Below are 26,346 nucleotides of genomic sequence, written 5' to 3'. Positions count from 1 at the left end.
GATCAACCCTGTATCTCGATTCTGCGTACCGCACAGTCCAGCACGACGAGCCGGGCCGCTGCCAAGCGCTCGAACAAGGCCTCACCCACGCCAATGGCTGCCGGCAAACCGAGCTCGGCAGCGCGGATTGCCATATGCGAATTGGCGCCGCCATACTGCGTAACCAAACCACCGATGCCGTGCGCGAATAACCAGTCATAGCCGGGGTCAGCTCGCGGAATAGCCACTACCTTGCCCCTCAGCTCGACGGAGATGCTGGCCACGCCATCGGCCAACACTGCCACCTCGGCCGCGACTCGCCCCTGGCTGACGAAATTAGGTTCGCTGGCGGGACGCTCAAAGCATACGAAATCGCCGGCCGCGGCGATCAACGGCGGCAGCTCAATAGCCCTCGTAAGTTCGTGCTCAGCAACGCCCTCTTCCGCACGTGCCGTAAGCCAAGCCGACACGTCGATGGGATGCGCTCCAACGCGCAGCTTGTACAGGTCAGAGATGTCTAGATGCGAAACAGCTTCGCGATCCAGGCCGTAATGCGCACCTACGGTGGCCAAGGCTGTCAGACCAGCACTGAGGTTGCGGCTAAACATGAACTTTGCGTACTCCCGACCCTCGATGGCGCGGCGCAGAAAGCGCTCGAAGGCATCGACGTCGACCGCCAGCCCGTACTGTCGCAGCAGCGCCTCGATTCGCAAACGCGCATCGTGCGACCATGCATACGGGAGCCCTGCCGATGCATGCGGCTTGATCATCGGCTCAAGATAGCGCAGCGGATCGTCCGCATAAGCGTCCGAGGTTATCTCGTAAGTTCCCGGACGCAAATGGCCGTAGCGCGCCGTGAATGCATCGCGCCCCAGCTCGCCAGCGTGCACGCGCGCGCCGTCTAGCTCAAAAGCGCGCGTCACGGAGGATAGTGAAGCCAAGAATGCGCTGCTGTCCTTACGTGTGGTCACGCCAACTCGCTCGAGCGAACGCAGCAGGCTGACGGCCACAAAGGCGCTGCGCGCCAGATGGGCAAAAGGCAGGGTACCGAAGCGGCGACAATCCTCCAACAGCTCGAACGCCAGATCCAACGGCGCCAAACGCCGCTGCAGGAGCCTCTCATAACGGCGGTCTAGCTCGGCTATCACAGCATAGTCCGACTCGACGCGCGCCACCCCCTGGCGCGTTACTTCGCGCAAGGACGAGCGCAGCGCAGCAATGTCGGCATCGGAAAAACCGGCAGGTGCCAGCTGCTCGCGGGCTCGCTCCTCGAAGTCGAATGTCAGACACGTGAAGGCCACCTCGAACTCGACTTTGTCGTGCAGCTCCGGGCGCTGCGCCAGACGCTCTAGATAGTGCTCGACCAGCCGGGTCGCAATACCTTCGTCAAGAGCGGCTGGCAGGAAGGAGTTGAAACTGGCGCGGATGTCCACATAGGGATGACCGGCGAAGTTCACGATGAGCGGACAAGGTCGCACATCGCGGTAGCCATACTCGGCGCGCTGGGAGGCCCAGACCTCGTCGGTAATTAGATGACGGTATAGCGACATGGCCAGGCGCCGCGGCTTGGTTCCGACAATCTCCGCCGGATTCCAGTCGCTCATGACGCCGAACAAGGTCAGCTCACCCAGAAGGCGACTGCCACGTTCGCGCGCGCCGGAGAACCACACGGCTGACTGCGCCAGCGCCAATTTGACGTGCTCATCCGAGACAGTCGACAGACCATGGTGCACAGCGATAGGACGCAGCTGCAGGATATGCACAATGCCGTCGCAGTCCAGAGCGAACTCGATGTCCAAAGAGGTGTGCCCCACAAGCTCTTCCAGCTCCACGATGGCATCGAGAACTGGTGCAATGCGCGGGTCGAGTCGGTGTAGGCCGGAGAGGAAGCTGCGCTGAATAAACAAGGTGCGCAGTTTTTGGCCGTCTCCGGACGTGACGCTGTCGGTGCGCGAGCTGCTGTCGTCGTAATTGATGACGTAGTAGGGGGCCCCATGGGTCAGCGTGCGCGTGAAGGCGACACCGCTTAGCAGCACGCCACGCAGCATAGCTTGCACTAGCACCTGATCTTGCGGGTCGCCACGACCGTAGCTGGCGATAACGCGGGCAACAGCCTCCGTGATACCCGCCGTGTCTTGGGTCGGCACATTGAGAACACTTTCATAGCCGCCCGCATTGGATGATAGCCAGCTGTCCTCGGTCTGCGCACTGCTGCGCACTACGACTGAAGTCGCGCCGAATTTCTGCTGGATCGCGGCAATGACGGCAGCGCCTTCGCAGCGCCACTCTTGAGCTGTGAAACGGATCTGCTCGCCGATGCGACTTGCCTGCACCAGAGGGCGCAGGCGCTCCAACGTCTCCGCCTTGGTGCCCAAGACAAAACGCGCTAAATCCTGCGGCGCGTTCAGCTCGGCCCAGCGCCCAGGGTTCTCGACCATAGCAACGCTAAGGCCGCGCGACGCAAGCAGGCTGATGAGGTGCGGCATGTCACTGCGGCCGAAGTCGACACCTGCCAGCTCTCGCCCCAGTTCCTTAACTGCAGTGATGGCGCGCGCCGAAAAACGGAACACACCGACCAGCTCGCCGTCCGCAACGGCCGGATCTATCCGTCGCCCGAGTTGCATGGGTCCATCCAGGCGCAAGGCGATCTTTTCGGCCCGCGCCAGATCTTCGGCCGAGCGGCCTTCATAGCGGACCCGCCATTGCCTGTCGATGCACAGCGCGATATCGGCGGCAGTGGCCTCGAGCGCCGACACCACTTCCGGGGAAAACACAGTGTCCGCGTAGCAGACGTAAGTAGTGCGAGCTGCGTCCAACGGCGCCGACAGCAGAGAGCCCACTGCTCCGCTGCGCTTCCAGTCAGGATTGACCGAGAAATAGATGTTGGGATAGCGCGCCACCACCTCTTCGAGCCGGTACCCCCCCACGAAATGGAACTCAACTTTATCCAGTGCAGCGAAGGCGTCAAGCACCCAGTCCAGCACGCGGCGGCTAGACCAGGGTGCTTCGACCAGTGCCGACGGGCGCTCACCCGAGAAGGGCTTGCCAGCCCCCAAAATAATAACTTGAGTACTGTTCAAAGCGGACACCAGACCTTCATCCGGCCGCACCAGCATCTTTGAGCGCGACTGCCACTCGGGACTGATCCATCTCGGTCAAATACGGGCTCATGGGCAGGCTGAGCACCCGCTGCGCGACCGCATCCCCCACGGGAAGGCGAGCCTGGGCATCAGCCACGGCCGGTTGTCCGTTCAATGGTATTGGGTAGTGCACTGTCGTCGGCACCCCTACATGACTCAAATGTTTCTGCACGCAATCGCGTCCAGTTACCTGGATGGTGTACTGTGCCCAAGCGCTCACGCAGTGGGATTCGATCACCGGCGCAGTTTTCAGTCCAACCTCTCCTAGCAGTCGGTTGTAACGGGCTGCGACATGCTGGCGCTGTTCAAGCTCCTCGTCTAGCACCGCCAGCTTGGGCAGCAAGATCGCGGCCTGCAGGGTATCCAGACGGCTGTTCACCCCCACCCGCACATGGTGGTAGCGCCGCTCCTGCCCGTGTCGCGCGATCTGACGGATGACATTGGCCATCGCCTCGTCGCTGGTAAAGACGGCTCCACCGTCGCCATAGCAACCCAAGGGCTTGGTAGGGAAGAAACTTGCGCAAGCGATTTTGCTCAAATTGCAGCTCTTGCGCCCCTTGTAGCTGGCGCCAAAGCTTTGCGCTGCGTCTTCGATGACTGGGATGCCGTATTTATCTGCGATGGAGTTGATGACGTCGAAGTCAGCGCACTGACCGTACAGATTGACTGGAATAATTGCCTTTGTGCGCGGTGTGATTGCCGCCTCCAGCAGAGCCGGATCAAGGTTGTACGTGCGGGCGTCGATGTCCACATAAACAGGCTTGGCTCGTAGCAGGGCTACCGTCTCGGCCGTGGCGATATAGGTGAAGCCTGGGGTAATGACCTCATCGCCCGGGCCCAAGCCCAACGCCATCAGCGCGATCTGCAGGGCGTCCGTGCCATTGGCCACGCTGATGCAGTACTTGGCACCTGTGTAGGCGACTAGCTTCGCTTCTAGCTCGGCCACTTCGGGGCCTAGGATGTATTGGCCATGGTCCAGAACGCGCTGAATACCTGCGTCTATCTGAGGCTTGAGCCGCTGATACTGGCTCTTGAGGTCGATGAATTCCATAATATCTCTTGCCCGTCCTCAGACCATGAGACGACAGCGGCCGTCACGTAACTCATAGCTCGCGCCAGTCTGCTCGCAGACAGCTTCGGCGTTGCCACTCAGCGGCAGATTCAATCGCTCACCATGCTGGCTCATCCAACCGATATGATGCGCAGGCACACCCACCATCAAGGCATAGTCAGGGACATCGTGAACCACCACGGCGCCGGCACCGACAAAGGCATACTCGCCGATCGTCACACCACAAACGATGGTCGAATTGGCACCCAACGTTGCACCTCGCCGGATAAGGGTCCGCCGGTACTCGTCCTTGCGGGTCACGGCGCTGCGCGGGTTGTAGACATTGGTAAATACCATACTGGGGCCGCAGAAAACGTCGTCTTCCAGGGTCACTGCATCGTAAACGCTTACATTGTTTTGCACTTTGACGTTGTCGCCGATGAGCACGTCATTACCAATAAATACGTTTTGCCCAAAAGAGCAGGCCCGACCTATGCGTGCGCCGGCGCTGATATGCACCCAATGCCAGATGTAGCTCCCTTCGCCGATCTGCGCTCCTGCGTCGACGATGGCCGTTGGATGAACGGTATAGTTTGTGCGCATCACAGTTCTAGCGGCAAACCCACGCGCACTCCATCCCGCGCAGAACGGTAGGCTGCAATGAGTACTTCCAATGACTTCAAGCCCTCGCGACCGTCCACATCAGGCTCGGCTTCGCCACGCAGGGTCTTGATGACGTTATCGTAGTACAGGGGGTGGCCGAAACCGTAGACGCTGGTGGTCTCGTAGCTGGCAAACTTAATCTGTTCGTCTTCTGGGCGGGTGTCGGCGAACTGCCACTCCTGTATTTCATTGACGGCTACACCACCTACGCGCACCGTCCCCTTCTCGCCGAGAATTGTAATGGAGCCTTCCAGATTCTTGGGATAGGTCAGCATGGTGCAATTGAGCGAACCGAGAGCACCGTTGCGCCAACGCACGCTGAGTACGCCGCTATCTTCCGCCTCAATGTCGCGCGCCAGCGTGGCCGTATAAGCGTGCAAAGTATCGATGGGGCCGATCAACCACTCCAACAAATCCACGTAGTGGCTAGCCTGGTTCATGAACGCGCCGCCATCCAGCTCCCAACTGCCCCGCCATTTGGCTTGGTCGTAGTAGCCCGCTTGGGGCCGCTGCCAAAAGACGTTGAGCGTCACCATATAAATTTGGCCGAAGCGCCTCTGGCTCACGGCCTGCTTGAGCAGCTGTAAGGTTGCATTCTTCCGGTTTTGCTTGACGACGAAGAGACGCACACCGGCTTCTTCGCAGACGCGCACCATGCGCAGGCCGTCCTCCCACTTGGTGGCCATGGGCTTCTCGCTGAGCACATGGCGGCCCGAGCGCGCCACCTCCACCGCCTGCTGCGGATGAATGCCACTGGGCGTGGTCAGAATCACGCAGTCGGCAGAGGTCGTCTGCAACATAGTCCTCAGATCAACGTGCCCAGCGGCGCCTGTGAATTGCACCGCCTTCTGCAACGCGACAGGATCGTTGTCGCAAACATCCACCAGCTCGGCATGGGCGGCGTGTTGGCGAATCGAGTCGAAATGGTTTTTCGAGATCCGGCCACAGCCCACTAGGGCAAAACGAATCTTGCGGTTGGTTATCGGGGCATGGCTCACAGTGGCACTCACAGTCGAAACACGGTAAAACCAGCGGACGCCGCGGCATGGCGGTCGTAGAGACTTTTCACATCGGCCAGCACGGGCTGGTCGCCGCGGCACAAGGCACGCAGATCCTTCAGCTGAGCTCGCCGGTATTCGTTATGGCCGACAGCAACCACCAGCGCATCCACCGGATGGGCCACGTCGATAACACCTAGCTTGAGCCCGTACTCGTGCTCGACTTCCTTAGCGCTGGCCCAGGTGTCGGCCACAAGGACCTCCACACCCCAGCCCTGCAACTCACGCACCAAGTCGACCACCTTGCTATTACGTATGTCTGGACAGTTTTCCTTGAAGGTCACACCGAGCACGCCCACGCGGCAGCGCGGCACATCCATGCCATTCTGCAGCATTAGCTTAATGGTATTGCGCGCCACGTAGCGCGCCATGTTGTCGTTGATACGGCGCCCTGCCAGTATGACCTGCGGGTGATAACCCACCTCCTCAGCCTTGTGCGTAAGGTAGTAGGGGTCGACACCGATGCAATGCCCCCCCACAAGTCCCGGCCTGAAAGGAAGAAAATTCCACTTACTACCGGCGGCCTCGAGCACGTCCAGCGTGTCGATGCCCAGACGTGCAAAGATGACCGACAGCTCATTGATGAGGGCGATGTTCAGGTCGCGCTGCGTGTTCTCGATCACTTTAGCGGCTTCAGCCACTTTGATGCTGCTGGCTTTATGCGTGCCGACCGTGATGATGCTGCGATAAAGGGCATCCACGGCGTCGGCCACTGCGGGCGTGCTCCCGCTGGTGATTTTCTTGATCTTGGTCAGGGTGTTGACCTTGTCGCCGGGGTTAATGCGCTCGGGGCTGTAGCCGCAATAGAAATCTCGGTTGAACTTAAGTCCGGAGAACTTCTCCAGCACAGGCACACAGACTTCCTCGGTGGCCCCAGGATACACCGTCGATTCGTAGATCACCACAGCACCAACAGACAGCACCTTGCCGACAGCTTCGCTAGCTTTCACCAGCGGCGCCATGTCGGGCCGGTTGGCCGGGTCCACGGGCGTGGGCACCGTGACGATGAAGACCTCGCAAGCTCGCAAGTCCTCTAGTTTGGACGTGTAGCGCAGATGGGCGGACCGTCCAAGATCTTCCGAGGCCACCTCCAGGGTACTGTCGCGGCCCGCCTGCAGCTCGGCGATACGCGCCGCATTGATATCGAAACCCAGCACAGACCGCCGTTTGCCAAACTCCACTGCCAACGGCAAACCGACATAGCCCAGACCAATGACAGCGATTTTCGCCGTGTCAATGCTTATCGTCACGCCCAAATACCTCTCGTGTCCACGAAAGCAGCCCGCCTAAACCGTTCAGCTGCCACCTCCTTGAAAGCCTTATGGTCCACCAACAAAAGGAAGATGTCAGCCTTCGCAAGAGCCTCATCCAGCGACTTCAGTTTGCAATGCTCCAAAGACTCTGGCAGCGCATCAATATGCGGCTCGACCGCCCATACGCTACCTGGGTGATTCAATGCTAGGCTACGAGTGATTTCAAGAGCCGGACTCTCGCGCAGATCGTCAATGTCTGGCTTGAACGCCAGCCCGAAGCACGCGATCGTCACATCGCGCGCCGTCTTCCCCGGCTGCGCCTGCAAGTACGCAGCGATGGCGCCCTTGACCTTGTCCAGAACCCAAGCGGGCTTGCTATCGTTCACACCCCGCGCCGCTCGAATCAGTCGCGCCTCATTCGGCGTCTTGCTTACGATAAACCAGGGATCCACTGCGATGCAATGCCCCCCTACACCAGGCCCTGGCTGAAGGATATTGACGCGCGGATGACGGTTGGCAAGCCGAATAAGCTCCCAGACATTAATTCCGAGCTTGTCGCATATGATGGAAAGCTCATTGGCGAAAGCGATGTTTACGTCCCGAAAGCTGTTCTCCGTAAGCTTACACATCTCGGCAGTCCGAGCGTCGGTAATGACGCAGGCCCCTTCGACAAAGGTTTTGTACAAGCTCGCCGCGACCTCGGAGCATTTGGGCGTCATGCCCCCGATGACCCGGTCATTCTGCACCAGCTCTCGTAGCACATGCCCGGGCAACACGCGCTCCGGACAATGCGCCACGCGGATATCTGAAGCCTCCCCATGGGACTGGGGGAAGGTCAGATCTGGTCGCGCTTGCGCCAGCCACTCAGCCATCTGTTCCGTCGCGCCAACCGGCGAAGTAGACTCAAGAATCACCAAGTCGCCCCTCTTGAGGACAGGCGCAATCGCCCTGCTGGCGGACTCAATGTAGTCGAGGTCAGGCTGGTACTCTTCTTTAAAAGGCGTAGGTACTGCGATCAAAAAAGCATCCGCAGGCTCTGGTTTTGTAGTCGCACGCAAATAGCCACCTGAGACTGCGGCGAGTACGACAACATCCAATTCAGGTTCCACAATGTGAACCTGGCCGCGATTAACAGTATCGACCGCTCTCTGATTTACGTCGACTCCAATTACCTGCCTCTTCCGGCTGGCAATAACCGCTGCTGTGGGCAAGCCTATATAACCCAAACCAATAATGGAAATTGTTTCAAAACTCATGATTCGCACACTCGCAAACTTTTCTCAGTGATTAGCCGTGCGATTCGCAGAATGCTGCAACAGGGCATCAATAATTCTCTGGCAGGCGGATCCATCACCATAGGGATTGTGAGCAACGCTCATGCGTAGGTAAGCATCCGAATCGGTCAGCAATTCTGCGACAGAGCCCACAATTACATCCACATCGGTCCCGACCAACTTGACTGTGCCCGCTTGAACAGCCTCTGGACGCTCCGTCGTATCACGCATTACAAGCACCGGTTTTCCCAACGAGGGTGCTTCTTCCTGGATACCGCCTGAATCCGTCAAAATAATGAAAGATCGGCTCATAAGGTACACGAAGGGCAGGTAGTCCAAGGGCTCGATCAGGTGAACATTGTCGATATTTGCAAGCAAACGATTTACAGGTTCACGCACATTGGGATTGAGGTGCACGGGATAGACGAAATCAACATCTGGAAAAGCAGATGCTGTTCGCGCCAGCGCCTGGCAAATGCGCTCGAAACCTCCGCCAAAGCTCTCTCGTCGGTGCCCGGTCACTAGCACCACGCGGGCACTGTCCCGCAAAAAAGAGAACTTCGCACCCAACTCTTTCAGCATCACCTCATCTTGCTCTAATCGGGCAACCACCTCCAACAATGCATCGATAACCGTGTTACCCGTAACAAAAATACACTCTGCCGGGACACCTTCACGTAGTAGATTCTGCCGCGAAACCTCCGTCGGGGCGAAGTGCAGATTTGACAGCACACCTGTCAGTTTTCTATTAGCCTCTTCAGGCCAAGGGGAGTACAAATCCCCAGTACGCAGTCCCGCCTCAACATGCCCGACCGGAATTTGCTGATAGTACGCCGCCAAAGATGCAGCAAAGGTGGTTGCCGTGTCACCATGAACAAGAACGACATCTGGTTTGTACTGCGATAGCACCCCCTTCAAGCCAATCAATATGGAAACAGTAATATCCGTCAGATCTTGCCCCGTCTTCATTACCTTCAAATCAAAGCACGGATTTATTGCAAATAAATTCAATACTTGGTCAAGCATCTCACGATGCTGTCCAGTGACACACACACGAACTTCAAATTGCACATTTTTCTGCAAAGCGATGACCAGAGGCGCCATCTTAATGGCCTCTGGGCGGGTCCCGAAGACGAATAAAACCTTCAAATCTTTGTCACCTAAAGTTACTATGATCCCCCATAGACTTGAAATCGACGATGGCGACTAAGAAGATGGCGTGAAAGAACGTATCAGATTGTGCCATGCCATCCAGATTAAAAGTGAATCCCCCGCATCATCTGCTGCATCGCAATCGCCTCCGGCGAGAGCTTCTGCTTCTCTCCCGGCTTTGCGCCTTTGGCTGCGGATGAATCCGGGAACATGCGGAAACTGGTGTTCATCGCGATCTGGGCGATGCGAGGCACCAAGGCATGCAGCACCTGCCCGGTGATGCCTAGGCGGGTGGCAATGCGCACCGGCTTGCTGATGCAGGCGTCGGCCACCATGTCGGCCGCCTGCTCGGGGGAAAGAGTAGGCACGTTGTTGTAGATATTGGTGGGCGCGATCATCGGCGTGCGCACGAGTGGCATGTTGATCGTGGTGAAGCTGATGCCTTGGTCGGCAAACTCGCTCGATGCGCAACGGGTCCAGGCATCCAGGGCGGCCTTGGAAGCCACGTAGGCGCTGAAGCGCGGCGCATTGGTCAGCACACCGATAGAGCTGATATTGACCACATGGCCCTTCTTCTTGGCCACCATACCGGGCAGCAAACCCATGGTCACACGCAGGCATCCAAAGTAATTGAGCTGCATGGTGCGCTCATAGTCATGGAAGCGATCGTAGCTGGACTCGATGGCGCGGCGGATCGAGCGGCCAGCGTTGTTAATGAGGAAGTCCACGCCACCGTGGTTCTCGATCAATAGCTGAACGAACCGGTCGCAGTCGGCCATGTCGGCAATATCGGCCGGGTACGCGACAAAGTTGTAGCCCTTGGCTTTGGCTTCTTTGCAGGCCTCTTCCAGCTTATCGACATCGCGACCACAAATAATGGTGGTAGCGCCCGCCTCGGCAAACTTGTGTGCAGCCGCCAAGCCGATACCAGAGGATCCGCCGGTAATCAGTACGACTTTTCCACCCACGGTACCGCGCAGGGACCGATCGATGTGCAAATCGGGATCGAGATGCCGCTCCCAGTAATCCCACAGGCGCCAGGCATAGTCCTTGAGGTTGGGACACTCCACCCCACTGCCCTTGAGCATGGCCTGAGCGTCACGGCAGTCAAAGCGTGTGGGGTAGTTAATGAACGTGAACATGTCCTCGGGCAAACCCAGGTCTTTCATGACCGCGTTGCGTACGCGCCGCACCGGGGCCAATGCCATCAGACTCTTGGTCACGCTGCGAGGAATGAATCCCAGCAGGGCCGCATTCACAAACACATTCATCTTGGGCGCATGCGCAGCCTTGCTGAAGATGTCCAGCACGTCGCCAACGCGGTAGCCCACCGGGTCCACCAGGTGGAAGCACTTTTTGGCAATGCCGGCCTTATGACTGATGGCGTCCAGCGCGTCCACCACAAAATCAACTGGCACGATGTTGATGCGACCTCCTTCCAGGCCAATACCGGGCATCCAGGGCGGCAGCAGCTGCCGCATGCGCTGGATCAGCTTGAAGAAGTAATACGGGCCATCGATCTTGTCCATCTCGCCGGTCTGGCTGTCCCCCACGACCATGGCGGGGCGGTAGACCGACCAAGGCACCTTGCAATCCTTGCGCACGATTTTTTCGCTCTCGTGCTTGGTCATGAAATAGGGGTGGTCGTAATTCTCGGCCTCGTCAAACATGTCCTCGCGGAAGACACCCTCGTACAAGCCCGCCGCCGCAATCGACGACACGTGGTGGAAATGCCCCGCATCAATCGCCTTGGCAAACTCGATGGTGTTGCGCGTACCTTCGATATTGACAGCGATTTGGCTTTCCTCGTCTGCTCCCAAGTCGTACACCGCGGCCAAGTGGTAGAAGTGGTCGACGTTGCCCTTCAAGGCCTTCACCGCATCTCCGGCAACACCCAGCTTTTTGGAGGTCAGGTCACCAAACACCGGCACAGCACGTGCAGCGCCTTTGGCATCCTTCAAACCCCAGAATTCGCGCAAGCCGGCAACCTTGTCCTCACTCTCCTTGCGGATCAGAAAGTGGACTACGGCGCCCTTGCGCTCCAGCAGTTTTTTTACAAGGCGCTTGCCAATAAAGCCTGTGGCTCCCGTCACAAAGTACTGCATACATGCTCCAAATAATCAAATCATTTTGGCCGACTTTACAAGCCATCCCGTTCATCGTAAACCCGCAAGTACGCGCTGTTAGTTAGGCCCACCTACACAGGGGGCGCCACTGCGCTTAGAGTCTCGGCTAAAGTTATTCACCCCGCACACACTCAGGAGCACCCATGGTCAAGAAACTACAAAAAACCAAGCCCGCCAAGGCCGCTGGCATCCACCTCTCCGGCTCTGTCAAAGACTCTGCCCAGCAAATCTGGCAGGCGGGCTTGGGTGCATTCACCCGCGCACAGGCCGAGGGCAGCAAGGCCTTTGAATCCTTGGTCAAGGAAGGGGTGAGCATCCAGCGAAAGACACAGGCCGCTGCAGAAGAGAAGATCTCTGAAGCCACGTCCAAGATGTCCACCATGGCCACTGACATCTCCACCAAAGCCTCAGGCCAGTGGGACAAACTGGAGAACATCTTTGAAGAACGCGTGGCCAAGGCCCTGAACAAGCTGGGCGTTCCTTCCGCCAAAGACGTTACAGCGCTGATTGCCCGGATTGACGAGCTGAACAAAGCCGTGCAAAAACTGTCCGCCAAAGCACCGACTGTGACCAAAGCGCCTGCGGCACAGCCTGCCAAGAAATCCGCCACCAAGAAATCCACAGCACCCGCTGCCAAAAAAGCCGTGAAAGCCCCCGCAAAGAAAGCTCCAGCCCCAGCGAAAAAGGCAGCAACCAAGCGCACCACGCCCAAGCCGGCCGCGCCAGCGGCAGCAGAAACACCTGCAACACCGGCCTGATGCCAGTGCTGGAACCCTAGCAACCAGGGCGCTTCGGCGCCCTTTTTTGCGCGCCATCACAACTGCTGCAACGCAACAAAAACAGAGTGCACTCGCATCTACACTTTAAGACCATGACCGCACAGAAAAAAGCTGCCCCAAAGATTGCGCTAGCGCTGGCCGGAGGCGGTCCCTTGGGAGCGATTTATGAAGTGGGCGCCATGTGTGCGCTGGAGGAATCGTTGCAGGGCCTGAACTTCAACCGACTGCACCACTACATCGGTGTGTCGGCTGGCGGCTTTATTGCAGCGGCCTTGGCCAACGGCCTGACACCACGGGACATGTGTGCATCCTTCATCGAAAACGACAGCGCGCCCTCGGACACCTTCGACCCCTCTTGGCTGATGGAGCCGGCCTATGGCGAGTTTGTCCGGCGGGGCATCATGCTTCCAGGGCTGGCACTGCAAAGCGCTTGGCATCTACTCAGTGGGCGCAGCACCCTGCTGCGGGCGCTGGAGCGCCTGAGCCCCGGCTTGCCCACGGGGGTATTCTCCAATGCCCAAGTGGACACCCAGTTGGCACGCTTGTTCAGCCAGCCTGGCCGCACCAATGATTTTCGCCAGCTCAAAACCCGGCTCACGCTGGTGGCCACTAACCTCGACAGTGGCGAGGCCGCCCCCTTCGGACGCCCCGGCTTCGACCACATCCCCATTTCCAAGGCCGTGCAGGCCAGCTCGGCCTTGCCGGGGCTGTTTCCGCCGGTCGAAATCGAGGACCAGTACTACGTGGACGGCGCACTCAAAAAGACCATGCACGCTTCGGTCGCGCTGGACGAGGGTGTGGACCTGATGATCTGCCTGAACCCGCTGGTGCCCTTTGATGCCACCACCCCACAAGCTGACATGCTCATGCAGCGCGGCATGCCCCCAGAAAAGCGCAAGATCCCCCGCATTGCCGATGGCGGCCTGCCCGCGGTGCTGAGCCAGACCTTCCGTTCCATGATCCACTCACGCATGGAACTGGGCATGAAGCACTACGAACACGCCTACCCCGCTACCGACATCCTCTGGATTGAGCCCGACCACCGCGACCCCGAGCTGTATCTGGCCAACACCTTCAGCTACGCACAGCGCCGCCACCTGGCCGAGCACGCCTACCAACAAACCCGCCAAATGCTGCGCTCCCGCAAAACCAGCCTGTCGGCCAAACTGGCACGGCACGGCATCAGCCTGAACCACGAAGCGCTCAACGATCCCAAACGCCACCTGTGTGTGCCCAAGAAGCCGCCTACCGAGTTGGGGCGTGCCATGGCATCGCTGCAAGAGCTGATGGATGACTTGGGCCATCTGGTGCCCCCCCCCGCCACTGCCACTGCCACTGCCACTGCCACTGCCACTGCCACTGCCACTGCCACTGCCACTGCCACTGCCACTGCCACTGCCACTGCCACTGCCACTGCCACTGCCACTGCCACTGCCACTGCCACTGCCACTGCCACTGCCACTGCCACTGCCACTGCCACTGCCACTGCCACTGCCACTGCCACTGCCACTGCCACTGCCACTGCCACTGCCACTGCCACTGCCACTGCCACTGCCACTGCCACTGCCACTGCCACTGCCACTGCCACTGCCACTGCCACTGCCACTGCCACTGCCACTGCCACTGCCACTGCCACTGCCACTGCCACTGCCACTGCCACTGCCACTGCCACTGCCACTGCCACTGCCACTGCCACTGCCACTGCCACTGCCACTGCCACTGCCACTGCCACTGCCACTGCCACTGCCACTGCCACTGCCACTGCCACTGCCACTGCCACTGCCACTGCCACTGCCACTGCCACTGCCACTGCCACTGCCACTGCCACTGCCACTGCCACTGCCACTGCCACTGCCACTACCACTGCCAAGGCTCTGCACTGAAGGTACCCGATGGTCAAAAAAGCCCCTCGCCGCACCGCTGAACGGATTCTGGAAGTCACTCTGGAGCTGTTCAACCGCTTTGGTGAACCCAACGTCTCCACCACGCTAATTTCTGCCGAACTGGGCATCAGCCCCGGCAACCTCTACTACCACTATCCGGCCAAAGACGAGCTCATCAACTCGCTGTTTGACCGCTACGAGCGCTCCCTCAACGAAGTGCTCAACGCCAGTGACAACGTGCGCGATGTGGAGGATGCCTGGTTCTTCATGCACACCCTCTTCGAGCTGATCTGGCAGTACCGCTTTCTGTACCGCGACCTCAACGACTTGCTCAGCAAGAACCGCCGCCTGGAGACCCACTTCCAGAGCGTGCTCAAGAACAAGACACGCTCCATCCGCGCGCTGCTGGAGAGCATGGCGCGCTCTGGCGCACTGCGCATGGACGCCCGCGAGATGGAGCCCACCGCCACCAGCATGGTGGTCGTGCTGACCTACTGGCTGAGCTTTGAGTACGTGCGTGACCCCCGCAACGCGCTGGAACCCGCCAGCGCCCAGGCCGCCCTCATGCGCGGTGCGCACCACGTGCTCAACCTGCTGGTGCCCTACCTAGAGCCCCAGCAGCGCACCCACCTGCTCACCCTGGCTGGGGCCTATACCAGCCCCTGACTCTGCATGACGACCTGGACCGCCTTCCCCTACGCCGAACAGCATGCGTTCGATGCGGCAGGCGTGCGTACCCAGTGGGCAGTCTTGCACCGCGGGGACCAGGAGCCCCTGCCCACCGACCCGCGCGTTCTGGAAGCCTGGGTGCTGTACCACCGGGGCGAGTTCCAAGCGGCGGCACAGGCGGGCGATGCCCTGGGTGCAACAGGCGCTGTGGTTGCCAACAAGGCCCGGCTGATCTATGCGGACTACCTGGAGGTGGGTGAAAAAGCGCGCCTGGACCTGTTCATGGACGTGGCCAAACGGTGCGAAGCCCTGGCCGCACATACACCAACCTGCGCCAACCTCCACTACCTGCACGGCTACGCACTGGGACGCTATAGCCAGGGCGTGAGCGTGGCCAAAGCCTTGGCCAAAGGCATGGGAGCCAAGGTAAAAGCCGCGTTTGAAACCACCTTGGCGCTGCAACCCGAGCACGCCGATGCCTACATTGCGCTGGCCGCCTTCCATGCCGAAGTCATTGACAAGGTGGGGCCCCTGATCGGGCAACTCACCTATGGCGCCAAACGCGAAACGGCACTCACTTTGTTTGCCGAAGGCCTGACGCGCATTCCGCAAGCGGCCATCGCGCTCACGGAGTACGCCAAAGGCTTGCTGATGCTGGATGGCGACGCGCGCTTGGCAGAGGCGCAGCGCCTCTATGAAGAGGCGGCCAGCGTGCCCCCCATGGATGCCATGGAGCATCTGGGCGTGGCCCGCGTGTTGGCCGAACTCAGCGCCTGAGCCCGGCCGCCGCCCGCTGGGGGCTTATTCGCCCCAGGGCAGCATCAGCGTGAGCATGGAGAGCTTGGCAAACTCGGGCTCGAACTGGTCGATGATTTGCTGCGGGTCCGGGCACAGCTTGGCGTCTGACACCACGCCAAACTGCACACCGCCGCCATAACTCAGTATGGAAACACCCAGCCCCACCGAACCACTTTGCGGCACCCAGAACAGCGTCTCTTCAATGGTGGAGCCACAAATCTTGAGCTTCTCGCGTGGCCCGGGCACATTGGTCATCACCGCGGTGGTCTTCTTCGAAAACAGGTTCAGCAGCGCATCCTGCGCGGGCTTGATGAGCAGGCCCGCCACCGCCAGCAGACCGAAGGCCAGCAGTGGCTGCATGCTGCCCTTAAGCCCGCGCATGCGGTTGCGTACTTCGTAGACCCGCTCCACCGGGTTTTCCACGCCAATGGGCAGCACCAGCGGCGCCAAGCCAAACTGGTTGCCCAGCTTGTAGGCCTGCTCCATGGGGCGCAGGTTCACCGGCACCATGGCGCGAATCTCCTTGCCAGCCACCGCCTCGCCCTGCTCCTTCAGGTACTCGCCGATGGCGCCAGCCACACAGCTCAACAGCACATCGTTGATCGAGCAATTGAGTGCCTTGCCAACGGCCTTCACCTCTTCCAGCGGAATCGGCGGGCACCAGGCCACGCGCTTGCGATTGCCCGGCAGGCCCTTGAGGCGGGTGGGCGAGTCATCCGGCATCAAGGCCAGCGAGGCCAGATCGGCCACCACCTGGTAGGCCATCTTGGCGGCATCCACCGAGTGGTGCATACCCTGCTCCATGCCTTTTTGCGGCTCCATGAGCAGGCCCATGGAGCGGGCCGCGCCCTCGCCAGCCGCACCCAGCGCCTTCACCGTCATGCTGGTAAAGGGTTTGAGCAAGGCATTGGCAATCCACTCTTCAGCCCCTTCCAATCCATCGGCACGAGCCTGGCGCGGGCTGCGCTGGGGCGGCGGCGCACCACCGTCCACCAGCGACTGCGTCACCGAAATCAGCGCAATGCCATCCGCAATGCAATGGTGGATGCGCACCATCATCGCTGAGCCCCCTTTGTAGTCCTCCACCAAGTGGATTTGCCACAGCGGGTGCCGCTTGTCCAACGGCTCCATCGTGAGCTGGGCCAGGCGGTCCTGCAGTGCTTCTTGCTCACGACCGGCTGGTTTCTTGGGCAAGGTCTCAGTCACCAGGTGGTTGCGAATGTCGAAGGCCGCGTCTTTCACCCAAGTAGCACCGGCCGCGTCTTCCACAGCACACTGCACAAAGCGCGGGTACTTGAGCAAACGCTCCTCAATGCGCTGCTGCAGGTCGGCCAGTTTGAGCTTGGGGTGGATCACCCACACACCCACAATCATCATCAGGTTGGCCGCAGAGTCCATGCGCAACCACGCAGTGTCCACCTTGCTCATGCGCTCGCCGTTCAGGCCCAACGACCCCGCCACGGCCTTGGTCACATTCTTTTGGACGACCCGTGCGGCTTTCTGGGCCTGGCGGCTTGCCTTTTTGGCGACCGGCCCCACCGGGGCCACGGTGGCCGCAACGCGGCGTTTGGCCTTCTGGGCAACATCTTTGGCAAGAACTCGGGTGACCATGGATTCTCCGGGCTAAACAGGGGTTGGGGGCGCTTGCCTATTCTGCAGTGAAAACGCCCCTTAAGATACGCGGGTAACCATCAATGGAGAACACCATGGCCGACCTGAAAGCCGCTTTTGAAGCCGCCGTTGCAAATTCCAAAAACCTGAGCGAACGCCCTGACAACGGCACCCTGCTCAAGATTTACGCGCTCTACAAACAAGCCACCGCCGGTGACAACGCCGAAAAGAAGCCCGGCTTCGCCGATATGGTGGGCCGCGCCAAGTGGGACGCTTGGAATGGTTTCAAGGGCACCAGCAGCGACGACGCGATGCAGCAGTACATCGACCTGATCGAATCTTTGAGCTAAATCAGGCCCCTGCCCTCGTATTTGCTGCGTAAGCAGCTATCAAAAAAGTAGCGCCTGGCGCTACTTTTTTTTCGCCGCCGCAGTGGGCTTGGCGCTCTTGGGAACCAGCAGCTGGTCCAGGTTCTTGACAATCTCGGCCTCAATCTTGTCTTTGAAAACGCCCAGCAAAAAACCCAGCTTGGCGTTCAGCTCAAACTGGTCCTTGGTCACCAAGAGGGTCCCGTTGACTCCCGAGCGCTTGAAGCTCACTTCGTCCTCAGTCTTGCCCTCGGCATACACACACTCCATGTCGAACTCTTGCTCCACTTGCTCCGCCCATTCAAAAGCAATCTTGCGGGCGCCTGCCAGGCCCAGGGTGTGTTCGCGAAGAATGTGAAGGTCTGCCACGGTGCTGCTCCTAGGTGAAATGTATTTGGGGTAAAAGAGTGGGCACATTGCACCATAAAACCGGAGTCCAACGCCATGCTCTACAAGTTCAAGTCCAAAGTCACCAGCGACGTCATCATGCTCGAACCCAATGGTCGCCAGATCCTGCAGATCTGGGGCAAGTTCGAGGAAGGTGTACCCGCCAAAGGCATCCTCCTGCCAGAAGATATGCCTGCTGCAAAGGCGGCGCTGGAGGCCGCCATTGCACAAGAAGAAGCCCAGCGGGCCCAGGCCGCACTGGAAGCGCAAGCGCACGGTGCAGACGCCCACACCCCGGGTATCTCGCTGCGCCAGCGCGCCATGCCCTTGCTGGACATGCTGCAACGCAGCCTGAAGGCACAAAAAGAAATCGTCTGGGGCACCTAGGCACCACCAGACGAAGGGGAGTCTCAGCCCCTCACGGGGCACAGATTGGCAAGCTTAGTCGGCGTAGACACCAGCGGCCTTGATCACGGGGCTCCACTTGGCAATTTCAGCAGCCACAAACTTCTTGTGCTCTGCAGGCTCCACACGCTTGTCGGTGATCACCACGGCACCCAGGGCTTCCTGCTTCTTGATGAAGTCGGGGTCTTTCAGGGCGGTCTTCAAGGCGGCATTGAGCTTGGCCAACACGTCAGCCGGTGTGCCCTTGGGGGCATAGATGCCGTGCCAGATGGTCACTTCAAACCCCTTCAAGCCGGAGTCCTGCAAGGTGGGCAGGCTCTTGAGGGCGGGCGTGGTCAGGGGCTTGGACGTGGTGACCGCATAAGCAATCACTTTCTTGCCTTCAATCTGTTGTGTGGTGTTGGTGGTCTGGTCACACATCAGGTCGATCTGGCCGCCCATCAGGTCGGTCATGGCGGGCGCAGTGCCCTTGTAGGGAACGGTGGTCATGTCCGTAGCCACAGCGTTCTGGAACAACAGACCGCAGAGGTGGGACGCAGAGCCGATACCGGCGTTACCCAGGTTGATCTTGCCCTTGTTCTGGGCAATCCAGCCGCTCAGGTCTTTGTAGTTCTGGGCGGGCAGCGTGGGGCGGCCGATCAGGGTCATGGGAACGTCGTTGATCATGCCTACGTACTCGAAGTCCGACTCCACCTTGAAAGGCATGTTGCGCAGCAAAGAGGGCATGGTGCCCATGGCAATGTGGTTCACCAGCAAGGTGTAACCATCAGGCGCAGCCTTGGCGACCTTGTTGGTGCCGATGGAGCTGCCTGCGCCAGCCACGTTGTCAATGATGATGCTCACGCCACCCAGCGGCTTGCGCATGGCTTCCGCCAGGTCACGGGCCACGCGGTCGGTGGGGCCGCCGGCGGCGAAGGGCACTACAAAAGAGATAGGCTTAGCCGGATAGTCTTGTGCGTGGGCACCAACAGCAGCCAAAGCAGCCGCAACGACGAGCAGTTTTTTCATGGGTCAGTCTCCTAGTTAATGTGAACAGTCTAGCGTGCCCCGCAATGCGCTGCCATGCAAAAAGCACCTAGCGCGCCAGGGGTTAAAAAATTCCGATTCCTAACAGGCCGCGCGAAGAGTATCCGGGCCCAGGTGGCTTGGTAACTGTGGTGTTCAACAGCTCGGGAAAACCCTAGCCCTTGAAAGCGGGGAGCACGTCGCGTTAGCGGTAGCTGCGTGCATCCTCAATCACCTTGCCGTCGTTGGGCAAACTGCCTGGCGCCACCAGCACCACATCGCCACGCAATTTGGTCACGTCGCGGATGGCGTCGCCCACCCGGCTGGCCAGCCCCTCCGGGCTGCCCTGCACTTCGATATGCAGCGCCATGGCATCGCTGGCCATCTCTCCGCTCACCACCAGCCGCGCGCGCAGCACCTCGGCGAAGCGCTTGGCAATTTCGTCCACCTGCTTGGCGTGCACAAACATGCCACGCACCTTGGTGGTCTGGTCGGCCCGGCCCATCCAGCCCTTGATACGGGTGTTGGTGCGGCCCGTGGGACAGGGCCCCGCCAGCACGGCCGACAGATCACCCGTGCCAAACCGCACCAAGGGATAGCCTGAGCCCATGGTGGTCACCACGACCTCACCCACCTCACCGTCAGCCACCGGATCGCCGGTGCCGGGGCGCACGATCTCCACGATCACACCTTCGTCTAGCACCAAGCCTTCTCGGGCAGTGGTCTCGTAGGCAATGAGTCCCAAGTCGGCCGTGGCGTAGCACTGGTAGCCGTCCACCCCACGTTCCATAAACCAGTCGCGCAGAGACGGCGGAAACGCCTCGCCACCAAACATGGCTTTGGTGACGCTCGGAATGCTCACCCCCATTTCCAAGGCTTTCTCCAGAATGATCTTGAGGAAACTGGGTGTGCCGATGTAGCCCGCAGGCTGCAGCTCGCGCATCGCCAGCACCTGCTGCTCGGTCTGGCCGGTGCCGCCGGGGAAAACCGTGCAACCCAAAGCGTGGGCGCCAGTCTCCATCATGGAGCCTGCAGGTACAAAGTGGTAGCTGAAGCTGTTGTGGATCAGTTCGCCGGACCGAAATCCGGCTGCATACATCGCACGGGCCATGCGCCAGTAGTCTTTGGTGGTGCCTTCGGGCTCATAGATCGGGCCAGGGCTGGCAAACACCCGCGGCATGGCCGCACCAAAGCCCAGCGCGCTGAAGCCGCCAAACACATTGCCGCCCTGCTCGCGTGCCGCCTGCTGCAGCGCCTGCAACTCAGTTTTGCGCGTGACCGGCAACTTAGCCAAAGCGGCACGGTCGACCACATGGCTGGCATCCACCCCCGCCAGAATGCGGGCAAAGGCCGGAGCGCTGCGCTGGGCATGTGCCACTTGCGCGGGCAGGGCCGCCATCAACGCGGCTTCGCGCTCAGCGGGGGATCGGGTTTCCAGGGCGTCGTAGGTGCGTGTCATGGTGGGCTGCCGAGGGGCTTTAAGGGTGTTTTAGGGCTACAGCCCGCGTGAAACATGCGTTAACAGCTATAAAGTTGATAGCAAAATCAAGCCAGCCAGCGCTTGCGGCGCTTGTAGCTCTTCACATCCTTGAAGCTCTTGCGCTCGCCACCACCCACGCCCAGGTAGAACTCTTTCACGTCCTCATTGCTGCGCAGGTCCTCGGCGGCGCCGTCCATCACCACGCGGCCACTCTCCATGATGTAACCGTAGTCGGCGTACTTGAGCGCCATATTCGTGTTCTGCTCCGCCAGCAGGAAGGTGACCTTCTCTTTGGCATTGAGGTCTTTCACAATCTCAAACACTTCCTCCACAATCTGTGGCGCCAGGCCCATCGAAGGCTCGTCCAATAACACCATGCTGGGGTTGGCCATCAGCGCCCGGCCGATGGCACACATCTGTTGCTCGCCGCCCGAGGTGTAGGCCGCCTGGCTAGCACGGCGGGTCTTGAGGCGCGGGAAATAGGTGTAGACCTTCTCCAGGTTGGCCGCCACCTCGGCCTTGCTCTTGCGTGTGTAGCCTCCGGTCAACAGGTTTTCTTCAATCGTCAGGTGGGCAAAGCAGTGGCGGCCTTCCATCACCTGCACCACGCCCCGCTGCACCAGGTCGGCCGGGCTCAGGTTCTCGATGCGCTCACCGCGCAGTTCGATACTGCCCTTGGTCACCGCACCGCGCTCACCGGCCAGCAGGTTGCTCACCGCGCGCAGCGTGGTGGTCTTGCCCGCCCCGTTGCCGCCGAGGATGGCGACGATGCCACCCTCCGGCACCTGCAGCGACACCCCCTTGAGCACCAGGATGACGTGGTTGTAAATGACCTCGATGCCATTCACGTTGAGAACGATGTTTTTAGTGTCCATAGATCGTTGCCTTTACCAATCGACAGACCTGCGCAGCAAGCCTGTCGATTGGCGGCCCGTGAGGGCTGCTGCCCCTCCCGCTTGGCGGAAGGGGTTGGGGTGGATGCCGTCAATACAGGCAAAGCCAACCTGACTTGCTTCGCAAATCAGGATTGGCAGTCCGCTGGGGTGCGGGCAGTCAGCTTCTTCTCGGCAGCGTATTTGGCGGCAGTGGTCTTGACCAAAGGTTTGATGATTTGCTCATCACCCTGCAACCAGTCGGAGGTGAACTGCCAAGCCTTGCCATCCCAGGTGTGGATACGGGCCCACGACGCACCCATGTGGTCCACACAGGAGGTACTGATGGGGCGCATCACACCGGCAAAGCCCAAAGCATCCAGCTTGGGCTGGGTCAGGTTCAGGTTCTCCAGGCCCCAACGCACTTGCTCGCCGGTCATGACCTTGCCCTTGCCAAAGCGGTCTTGCGCTGCACGCACACCTTCAATCGCGAGCATCGCGCTCATGGCTCCGCGCATATAAAGCACCTGACCCACCTCTTCCTTGGGTCCGGTGCCCTGGCCTTTGCCGTGCACCATGGCCATCACGTCCTTCACCAACTTGGAGTTGGGTTCGGCACCGTGCTGCATGGTCACGGCGTTGTAGCCCTTGGCGCCATCAGCCACGTCTTTCACATCCGGCTCGGCACCCGCCCACCACACGCCATACATCTTTTCGCGCGGGTAGCCGGTGGCTTGCGCTTCTTTGATGGCGGTGCTGTTCATGATGCCCCAGCCCCACAACACAACGTAGTCCGGGCGGTTCTGGCGCACTTGCAGCCAGGTGGCTTTTTGCTCCACGCCAGGTGCCGTCACGGGCAGCAGCGTCAGGTTGAAGCCATGCATGGCCGCGCGCTCTTGCAGCAACGGGATGGGTTCTTTGCCGAAAGGGCTGTCGTGGTAGACCAGCGAAATCTTCTTGCCCTTGAGCTTGTCAAAGCCGCCTTCCTTCTTGGCGATGGCTTGCATGATGGCGTCGGCGGCAACCCAGTAGGTGCCGGCGATCGGGAAGTTCCACTTGAACACCGAGCCGTCCGCACTCTCGCTACGGCCATAGCCCACCGTCACAACAGGGATCTTGTCGGCAGGGGCTTTTTCGGTAATCGCAAAGGTGGCGCCGGTGGACAGGGGCTGCACAAAGGAAGCACCCTTGCCCTTGAGGCGTTCGTAGCACTCCACACTACGCGCCGTGTCGTAGCCGGTTTCGCACTCTTCAAAACTGAACTTCACGCCATTGATGCCACCGCGCGCATTGGTGAGCTTGATGTAGTCCACATAGCCGTTGGCCCATGGCACGCCGTTGGGCGCGTAGGGCCCGGTGCGGTAGGACAGCACCGGAATGAACTGCTCCTTGGCCTGGGCGATGGCTTGGCCAGCCGCCAGCCCGGAGGCCAGCGCGACGGTTGCGAGAACGAGTTTAGAAAGCTTCATTTGTCTCTCCTGTAATTAAGTGTTGAAGCACGGGGGAACGCGGAACCAGGCTTTTCTGTCTTAGTGAGGGAAAGGCCACAAACGCAATTTCTGTTTTCCAATCGACCACAGCTTGGCCAGACCATGCGGCTCCACAATCAGGAACCACACAATCAGGCCGCCAAAGATCATCAGCTCAGCATGGGAAATGCCAGCGGTGGAAATCTCGATCCCGAACAGGCTGGCCAACACGGGCAAAACCTGGCTCAGAAAAATAGGCAGCACCACAATAAAGGCAGCACCAAAGAAGCTGCCCATGATGGAACCCATGCCGCCAATAATCACCATGAACAGCAGACGGAAGGACTGGTCCACCGAGAAGGCCGCTGGCTCCCAGGCACCCAGGTAGATAAAGCCCCACAATGCACCGGCCACGCCCACAATGAAGGAGCTGACCGCAAACGCGCTGAGCTTGGCGTACATGGGGCGAATGCCAATCACCGCGGCCGCCACATCCATGTCGCGGATGGCCATCCACTCCCGCCCCACCGCCCCGCGCACCAGGTTTTTGGCCAACAAGGCAATGATGGCCAGCAAGGTGAGGCAAAACAGGTACTTGGCCACCGGGCTTTCCAACGACAGGCCAAACACCTGCAGGTTGGATACCGAGACCGAACCTGACGGGGAATGGTTCGTAAACCATTGAATCCGCAGGAACATCCAATCTGCAAAAAACTGCGCCGCCAGCGTGGCCACTGCCAGATATAGCCCCTTGACCCGCAAGCTGGGCAAGCCAAACACCATGCCAAACAGCATGGAGCACACCCCGCCCAGCAACAGAGCCACGATCAGCGGCATGCCGTCAATGCGCACGAAGAAGTTGTAGGCCGCATACGCCCCCACCGCCATGAAGGCGCCTGACCCCAGCGAAATCTGCCCGCAAAACCCCACCAAGATGTTCACGCCAACGGCCGCCAGCGAGAAGATGAGGAAGGGGATCAGGATGGCGCGAAACATGTAGTCACTGGCCAGCAAGGGCACTGCGGCAAAGCCCACCACCAGCAGGGCCAAGATGGCCATGCGGTCCTGCGCGATGGGGAAAATCTGCTGGTCCGCGCGGTACGTGGTTTTGAATTGGCCGTTTTCTCTATAAAACATGTCGTCCCCTTACACGCGGTCGATGATTTTTTCGCCGAACAGGCCCTGGGGGCGGATCAGCAGGAAGCCAAGCGCCAACACATAGGCGAACCAGATTTCGATACCGCCACCCACATAGGGACCGAGGTACACCTCGGAGAGCTTCTCGCCCACGCCGATGATCAAGCCGCCCACAATGGCGCCGGGCACAGATGTCAGGCCGCCCAAAATCACCACGGGCAAGGCACGCAAGGCCACAGTGGTCAGCGAAAACTGCACCCCCAGCTTGCTGCCCCAGATCATGCCGGCCACCAGCGCCACCACACCCGCCACACACCAGACGATGACCCAGATGCGGTTGAGCGGAATACCAATGCTTTGTGCCGCCTGGTGGTCATCTGCCACAGCGCGCAGGGCACGGCCCGTTGCGGTTTTCTGGAAGAAGACGCTGAGCAGCGCCACCAGCGCGGCGGCGATCAGAGCGGCATAAAAGTCTTCCTTGTTGATCAGGATGCCGCCCTCAAACGCGCTCTCCAAAATCATCACCGGGTCCTTGGGCATGCCAATGTCGATCTTGTAAATGTTGCTGCCAAAGATGGTTTGGCCCAGGCCTTCCATGAAATAGGTGATGCCCAGTGTGGCCATCAGCAGTGTGGTGCCTTCCTGGTTGACCAGGTGGCGCAGCACCAGGCGTTCGATGATCCAGGCCACCACAAACATGACCACGCCCGCCCCCACAAAAGCCAAGACATTGGCGGCGATAGGGTCGCTGATACCCAGGTGCAGCGGAATCCATTCTGCAAAGCGCGCCATGGCCAAAGCCGCAAACAGCACCATGGCACCCTGCGCAAAGTTGAAGACACCTGATGCCTTGAAGATCAGCACAAAACCCAGCGCCACCAGCGAATACAGCATGCCCGCCATCAGGCCGCCAAGTAAAGTTTCGAGAAAGAAAGCCATAGTGAGAAATCCTTAGTGGCTGGTGCCGAGGTAGGCGCTGATCACGTCCGGGTTGTTGCGGACGTCATCGGGTGTGCCATCGCCAATCTTCTTGCCATAGTCCAGCACCACCACCCGGTCGCTGATGTCCATCACCACGCCCATGTCGTGCTCGATCAAGACCACCGTGGTGCCGAATTCGTCGTTCACGTCCAGCACAAAGCGGCACATGTCCTGCTTCTCTTCCACGTTCATGCCAGCCATGGGCTCGTCCAGCAGCAGCACCTGCGGCTCCATGGCCAGGGCGCGCCCCAGGTCCACGCGCTTTTGCAGGCCGTAGGGCAGCTGGCCCACAGGCGTCTTGCGGTAGGCCTGGATCTCCAGAAAGTCGATGATGTGCTCCACGTACTCGCGGTGCTGGATCTCTTCGCGCTCGGCCGGTCCCCAGCGCAGGGCTTGGAGCAGGATGTTGCTTTTGATCTTGAGGTTGCGCCCGGACATGATGTTGTCGAGCACGCTCATGCCCTTGAACAAGGCCAGGTTCTGGAAGGTACGGCCTATGCCCATGGTGGCAACCTGGTGGCTGTCCATGTGTTTGAAGGACTGGCCACGGAAGGTGATGGCACCGTCCTGCGGTGCATACACGCCGTTGATGCAGTTGAGCATGGAGCTCTTGCCCGCACCGTTGGGGCCGATGATGGCGCGGATCTCGTGCTCACGCACATCGAAGCTGATGTCGGTCAGCGCCTTCACGCCGCCAAAACGCAGGGAGATGTTTTTGACATCGAGGATGACGTCACCGATTTTCTTGCTCACTACATAACCTCCGTGCTGCGCACTGCGGTGCGAGCTTGCTTGGGGCGGCCCTG

Annotated in this window: 23 protein-coding genes; 6 read left to right on the top strand and 17 right to left on the bottom strand. The window is 59.9% G+C overall.

From position 1 onward, the window contains the following. Positions 1-2 precede the first annotated feature (2 nt). The 8 genes from CHU94_RS16510 to CHU94_RS16475 all read right to left on the bottom strand — a co-directional run bounded on the left by CHU94_RS16510 (position 3) and on the right by CHU94_RS16475 (position 11,675). The gene (locus tag CHU94_RS16510; protein WP_176452063.1) at positions 3-3,068 is read right to left on the bottom strand and encodes a PEP/pyruvate-binding domain-containing protein; all 3,066 of its coding nucleotides are present in this window, start codon (positions 3,066-3,068) and stop codon (positions 3-5) included. 7 nt (positions 3,069-3,075) lie between these two features. Beyond that, positions 3,076-4,170 (bottom strand): DegT/DnrJ/EryC1/StrS aminotransferase family protein, encoded by a 1,095-nt coding sequence (locus CHU94_RS16505; protein ID WP_094481876.1) that lies wholly within the window; start codon positions 4,168-4,170, stop codon positions 3,076-3,078. Positions 4,171-4,188: 18 nt separating this feature from the next. Continuing rightward, a complete protein-coding gene (locus tag CHU94_RS16500) occupies positions 4,189-4,773 on the bottom strand; it encodes an acyltransferase (RefSeq protein ID WP_094481874.1) in 585 nt (194 codons plus the stop codon). Further along, the gene (locus tag CHU94_RS16495; protein ID WP_094482817.1) at positions 4,773-5,831 is read right to left on the bottom strand and encodes a Gfo/Idh/MocA family protein; all 1,059 of its coding nucleotides are present in this window, start codon (positions 5,829-5,831) and stop codon (positions 4,773-4,775) included. Before CHU94_RS16495 ends, CHU94_RS16500 begins: the two co-directional genes overlap by 1 nt. An 8-nt stretch (positions 5,832-5,839) precedes the next feature. Further along, entirely contained in the window at positions 5,840-7,135 is a 1,296-nt protein-coding gene (locus CHU94_RS16490) for a nucleotide sugar dehydrogenase (protein ID WP_094482815.1), read from the bottom strand. Between the two features lie 2 nt (positions 7,136-7,137). Further along, positions 7,138-8,400 carry a UDP-N-acetyl-D-mannosamine dehydrogenase gene (gene wecC, locus CHU94_RS16485; RefSeq protein WP_094481872.1) on the bottom strand — a complete coding sequence of 421 codons (1,263 nt, stop codon included), beginning with the start codon at positions 8,398-8,400 and terminating at the stop codon, positions 7,138-7,140. A 24-nt stretch (positions 8,401-8,424) separates the two neighbouring features. Continuing rightward, complete coding sequence (wecB, locus tag CHU94_RS16480; protein ID WP_094481870.1) at positions 8,425-9,567, bottom strand: non-hydrolyzing UDP-N-acetylglucosamine 2-epimerase; 1,143 nt, start codon at positions 9,565-9,567, stop codon at positions 8,425-8,427. Positions 9,568-9,674: 107 nt separating this feature from the next. Next, a complete protein-coding gene (locus tag CHU94_RS16475) occupies positions 9,675-11,675 on the bottom strand; it encodes an SDR family oxidoreductase (protein ID WP_094481868.1) in 2,001 nt (666 codons plus the stop codon). A gap of 164 nt (positions 11,676-11,839) precedes the next feature. On the opposite strand from CHU94_RS16475, the gene CHU94_RS16470 reads away from it, so the two are divergent. The 4 genes from CHU94_RS16470 to CHU94_RS16455 all read left to right on the top strand — a co-directional run bounded on the left by CHU94_RS16470 (position 11,840) and on the right by CHU94_RS16455 (position 15,804). Continuing rightward, positions 11,840-12,454: a phasin family protein gene (locus CHU94_RS16470; protein WP_094481866.1), complete on the top strand. Its 615-nt coding sequence runs from the start codon at positions 11,840-11,842 to the stop codon at positions 12,452-12,454. Positions 12,455-12,567: 113 nt separating this feature from the next. After that, on the top strand, positions 12,568-14,358 hold the full coding sequence (locus tag CHU94_RS16465; RefSeq protein WP_094481864.1) for a patatin-like phospholipase family protein: 1,791 nt from the start codon (positions 12,568-12,570) through the stop codon (positions 14,356-14,358). 9 nt (positions 14,359-14,367) lie between these two features. After that, positions 14,368-15,024 (top strand): TetR/AcrR family transcriptional regulator, encoded by a 657-nt coding sequence (locus CHU94_RS16460; RefSeq protein WP_094481862.1) that lies wholly within the window; start codon positions 14,368-14,370, stop codon positions 15,022-15,024. Between the two features lie 6 nt (positions 15,025-15,030). Beyond that, positions 15,031-15,804 carry a hypothetical protein gene (locus CHU94_RS16455; RefSeq protein WP_094481860.1) on the top strand — a complete coding sequence of 258 codons (774 nt, stop codon included), beginning with the start codon at positions 15,031-15,033 and terminating at the stop codon, positions 15,802-15,804. A 24-nt stretch (positions 15,805-15,828) separates the two neighbouring features. On the opposite strand, the gene CHU94_RS16450 is transcribed toward CHU94_RS16455, so the two are convergent. Next, a complete protein-coding gene (locus tag CHU94_RS16450; RefSeq protein WP_094481858.1) occupies positions 15,829-17,436 on the bottom strand; it encodes a wax ester/triacylglycerol synthase family O-acyltransferase in 1,608 nt (535 codons plus the stop codon). Between the two features lie 95 nt (positions 17,437-17,531). On the opposite strand from CHU94_RS16450, the gene CHU94_RS16445 reads away from it, so the two are divergent. Continuing rightward, positions 17,532-17,786 (top strand): acyl-CoA-binding protein, encoded by a 255-nt coding sequence (locus CHU94_RS16445; protein WP_094482813.1) that lies wholly within the window; start codon positions 17,532-17,534, stop codon positions 17,784-17,786. A gap of 60 nt (positions 17,787-17,846) precedes the next feature. Here CHU94_RS16445 and CHU94_RS16440 read toward each other — a convergent pair whose 3' ends face one another. Beyond that, on the bottom strand, positions 17,847-18,173 hold the full coding sequence (locus CHU94_RS16440) for a polyhydroxyalkanoic acid system family protein (protein WP_094481856.1): 327 nt from the start codon (positions 18,171-18,173) through the stop codon (positions 17,847-17,849). Positions 18,174-18,248: 75 nt separating this feature from the next. On the opposite strand from CHU94_RS16440, the gene CHU94_RS16435 reads away from it, so the two are divergent. Continuing rightward, the gene (locus CHU94_RS16435; RefSeq protein WP_094481854.1) at positions 18,249-18,578 is read left to right on the top strand and encodes a DUF1840 domain-containing protein; all 330 of its coding nucleotides are present in this window, start codon (positions 18,249-18,251) and stop codon (positions 18,576-18,578) included. Positions 18,579-18,632: 54 nt separating this feature from the next. On the opposite strand, the gene CHU94_RS16430 is transcribed toward CHU94_RS16435, so the two are convergent. The 7 genes from CHU94_RS16430 to CHU94_RS16400 all read right to left on the bottom strand — a co-directional run bounded on the left by CHU94_RS16430 (position 18,633) and on the right by CHU94_RS16400 (position 26,293). Next, complete coding sequence (locus CHU94_RS16430; RefSeq protein ID WP_094481852.1) at positions 18,633-19,604, bottom strand: tripartite tricarboxylate transporter substrate-binding protein; 972 nt, start codon at positions 19,602-19,604, stop codon at positions 18,633-18,635. Positions 19,605-19,806: 202 nt separating this feature from the next. Further along, positions 19,807-21,060, bottom strand: a complete 1,254-nt coding sequence (locus CHU94_RS16425) for a phenylacetate--CoA ligase family protein (protein WP_094481850.1) — start codon at positions 21,058-21,060, stop codon at positions 19,807-19,809. Positions 21,061-21,146: 86 nt separating this feature from the next. Beyond that, on the bottom strand, positions 21,147-21,956 hold the full coding sequence (locus tag CHU94_RS16420) for an ABC transporter ATP-binding protein (protein WP_094481848.1): 810 nt from the start codon (positions 21,954-21,956) through the stop codon (positions 21,147-21,149). A gap of 146 nt (positions 21,957-22,102) precedes the next feature. Further along, positions 22,103-23,422, bottom strand: a complete 1,320-nt coding sequence (locus CHU94_RS16415; protein WP_094481846.1) for an ABC transporter substrate-binding protein — start codon at positions 23,420-23,422, stop codon at positions 22,103-22,105. Positions 23,423-23,482: 60 nt separating this feature from the next. Further along, the gene (locus CHU94_RS16410; protein WP_094481844.1) at positions 23,483-24,559 is read right to left on the bottom strand and encodes a branched-chain amino acid ABC transporter permease; all 1,077 of its coding nucleotides are present in this window, start codon (positions 24,557-24,559) and stop codon (positions 23,483-23,485) included. Between the two features lie 9 nt (positions 24,560-24,568). Next, the gene (locus CHU94_RS16405; protein WP_094481842.1) at positions 24,569-25,498 is read right to left on the bottom strand and encodes a branched-chain amino acid ABC transporter permease; all 930 of its coding nucleotides are present in this window, start codon (positions 25,496-25,498) and stop codon (positions 24,569-24,571) included. Between the two features lie 12 nt (positions 25,499-25,510). Next, the gene (locus tag CHU94_RS16400) at positions 25,511-26,293 is read right to left on the bottom strand and encodes an ABC transporter ATP-binding protein (protein ID WP_094481840.1); all 783 of its coding nucleotides are present in this window, start codon (positions 26,291-26,293) and stop codon (positions 25,511-25,513) included. Positions 26,294-26,346 lie beyond the last annotated feature (53 nt).

Origin of the sequence: Rhodoferax sp. TH121, from assembly GCF_002251855.1 — a bacterium.
In the GTDB taxonomy this organism is placed as follows: Bacteria; Pseudomonadota; Gammaproteobacteria; order Burkholderiales; family Burkholderiaceae_C; genus Allorhodoferax.
Note: the sequence above shows the minus strand (reverse complement) of the source record. Positions and strands in the feature narration are given on the sequence as shown.